Raw genomic sequence first — 2,521 nt, forward strand, 5'->3', positions numbered from 1 at the left:
GCTGCCCGGTTCCTTGAGGCTGGGCACGCTCTCGCCTGTCACTGGACTTTCATCGACACCCGACGTGCCGTTGATCACCTCGCCGTCGGCCGGCACTCGGTCGCCGGGGCGCACCAGGACGATCTGACCGATCTTCAGGCTTTCTGCCGGGACCTCGCGCGTCCGCCCGCCCGTCTCGAGCAGCGCCGTCTTCGGAACCAGGCGTGACAGTGCGCGAATGCCGTTGCGCGCCCGGTTCGCGGCGACACCTTCGAGCATCTCGCCCACAGCGAAGAGGAAGACGACCAGCGCCGCTTCCTCCGCCGCCCCGATCACCAGCGCGCCGCCGGCGGCGATCGTCATCAGCATCTCGATCGTGAACGGCATGCCGATCCGCGCCATCGCGAAGGCGCGCCGCGCGACAGGGACGAGCCCGATCAGCGTGGCCAGCACAAAGACCCACTGAGCAATCTCTTCCGAGGCTAAGAGATGGACTACCCAAGCCGCTGCGAGCAGAGCGCCAGTGCCGAGCACGAGCCGGCCCTTGGGGGTGGAGTGCCAGGCAGGCTGCGCCTCCTCGGCGGGACGGGGCTGCTGCGGCTCTTCCTCTTGCTCGGGAGTAGCGGCAACAGACCCAGGAAAAGCTCCCTCAGGCAGGACAAAGCCACCCTTAGGTTTCTCCGGCGCAGCGCCGCGGGGAGAGATTCCGTAGCCAATGGCCCGCACCGCCTTCTCGACCTTCTCGGGCGTGGAGCGGCTTTCGTCCAGCGTCAGGCGCAAGCGCTCCGTCATGGGTGCGACATCGACGTCCGCCACTCCAGGCAGCCGCTCAACCGCTCCGCGGACTTTGCCCGCACAGGCGCCGCAATCCATGCCGGTCACGCGCCACTCGATCTGCTTTCCGCCGTCTGCCATTTCCGCTCTCCTGCCGCGCATCCGAATCGTCGAACAGCTGTCGAGGCGCAGAGATAGGACCTCTACCAACTGTAGGTTCAAGTCCTGCTGCGCTTCATCGGCGCGAACCGCGGTCTCCTCGTTTTCGCCGAGACCCGACGTGCAACGAGCTTACTATGCAGATCCTTCTCCGTCCTTCCTCATCGCGCGACGGATTTTCGGCAACGCGAACTCGCGCGGCTCGTGATAGTCGATGATGCTCGAAAAGCCTCCTTCGGCATCGAACAGGAAGACACCGGCAGTGTGATCCATCATGTAGTCGCCGCCCTCTACCCGCACCTTCTCATAGCGGACCCGGAAGCCTTCGGCGGCGCGAGCAATCTCCGCCGGCGATCCCGTCCAGCCGCGAACGGCAGGATGGAAGTAGCTAACGTAATCAGCCAACGCCTCCACCGTATCCCGCTCGGGATCGACGGTGATCAGCACGACATTCAGCGTCTCGGCATCGTCACCCAGACCGTCGAGCCAGTGCGAGATATCCGACAGGGTCGTCGGGCAGACTTCCGGACAGTAGGTAAAGCCGAAGAAGACAAGCGATGGGCGCCCTGCCAGGCTCTCTGGGCCCACGGGTTGTCCCTCGTGGTCGGTCAGGCGGAACGCCATCCCGGTCAACGGAAGTGGGAGCCGGCCGACCGGTTCGGCTGCACCCGGCCCGTCGACGCGCCACCAGCCGATGAAGAGCGTGGTCGCCGCCGCCCCGCTTCCGGCCGCCGCATATCGCAGGAAGGTCCGTCGCCGCATCAGTCCTCCGGCCCTCGCGCCGCAATGTCAAGGATCGGCACCTCGACCTGCGCCTTGCCGCCATCCGAGAATTCGAGCGTCAGGTCAAAGCTCCCGCCTTCCTTCATCGGGCGCTGGAGCTGCATCAGCATGGCGTGCAGCCCGCCTGGTTCAAGAACGACTGCTCCCCCTCCCGGGATCTCGATATCGTCGGCCGGCGACATCGACGTGACGCCCTGCTCGTTCGTCGTGCTCCGGTGGATATCAGGCATCAAGGCCAGTTCCGTGCTGAGGCCGGTCAATATCACGGCTTCATCGCCGGTATTGCGGATAGTCATGTAGGCTGCGCCTGGCCGGCTGATCCCGATCGAGGCGCGGGCCCAAGCATCTTCGACGGTGATCTCTGACGAGCCGGCGAAAACGGTCGCGGGCAGGGAGAAAGCGAACGTAACTGCGCTGAAGGCGACAGGTAGCTTCATGGGATATCCTTGCATGATGTTGGGCCGCACGCGCCCGTGGAGACGGCGGCTCAGTTCTGTTTGTCTCGGTCGTCAAGCATCACCCGCGATCCGGGCCACCAGATCCGTCCTGATCTCGGATGGCGGTGTGCCGTAGCTGAAGAGACGAACCAGCTCGTTCTTTGGGTTGAAGAGGAAGACTTGGGATGTGTGTCCCATGGCGTAGCCGTCCGGCGCCTGCGGCTCGTCCACTTTCTCGTAATAGATATTGAAGGTCTCCGCAGTGCTCTCGATCTGCTCGGACGTGCCGGTCAGGCCAAGGATCGCCGAGTGAAACTGGGGCACGTATTCCGCAAGCGCCTCGACGTCGTCGCGCTCCGGATCGACGGTAATGAAGACGGGCTGGACCC

Annotated in this window: 4 protein-coding genes; all 4 read right to left on the reverse strand. The window is 64.7% G+C overall.

The annotated features are described in order from the left end of the window. Positions 1-894: heavy metal translocating P-type ATPase (locus ACFDS3_RS20845; protein WP_375264235.1), on the reverse strand; the 894-nt coding region annotated here is incomplete at its 3' end. Between the two features lie 153 nt (positions 895-1,047). Next, a complete protein-coding gene (locus tag ACFDS3_RS20850; RefSeq protein WP_375264236.1) occupies positions 1,048-1,674 on the reverse strand; it encodes an SCO family protein in 627 nt (208 codons plus the stop codon). Beyond that, positions 1,674-2,132: a copper chaperone PCu(A)C gene (locus tag ACFDS3_RS20855; protein ID WP_375264237.1), complete on the reverse strand. Its 459-nt coding sequence runs from the start codon at positions 2,130-2,132 to the stop codon at positions 1,674-1,676. The genes ACFDS3_RS20850 and ACFDS3_RS20855 overlap by 1 nt, the downstream gene beginning before the upstream one ends. A 72-nt stretch (positions 2,133-2,204) precedes the next feature. After that, positions 2,205-2,521: SCO family protein (locus tag ACFDS3_RS20860; protein WP_375264238.1), on the reverse strand; the 317-nt coding region annotated here is incomplete at its 5' end.

This window comes from Palleronia sp. (assembly GCF_042089775.1).
In the GTDB taxonomy this organism is placed as follows: Bacteria; Pseudomonadota; Alphaproteobacteria; order Rhodobacterales; family Rhodobacteraceae; genus Palleronia.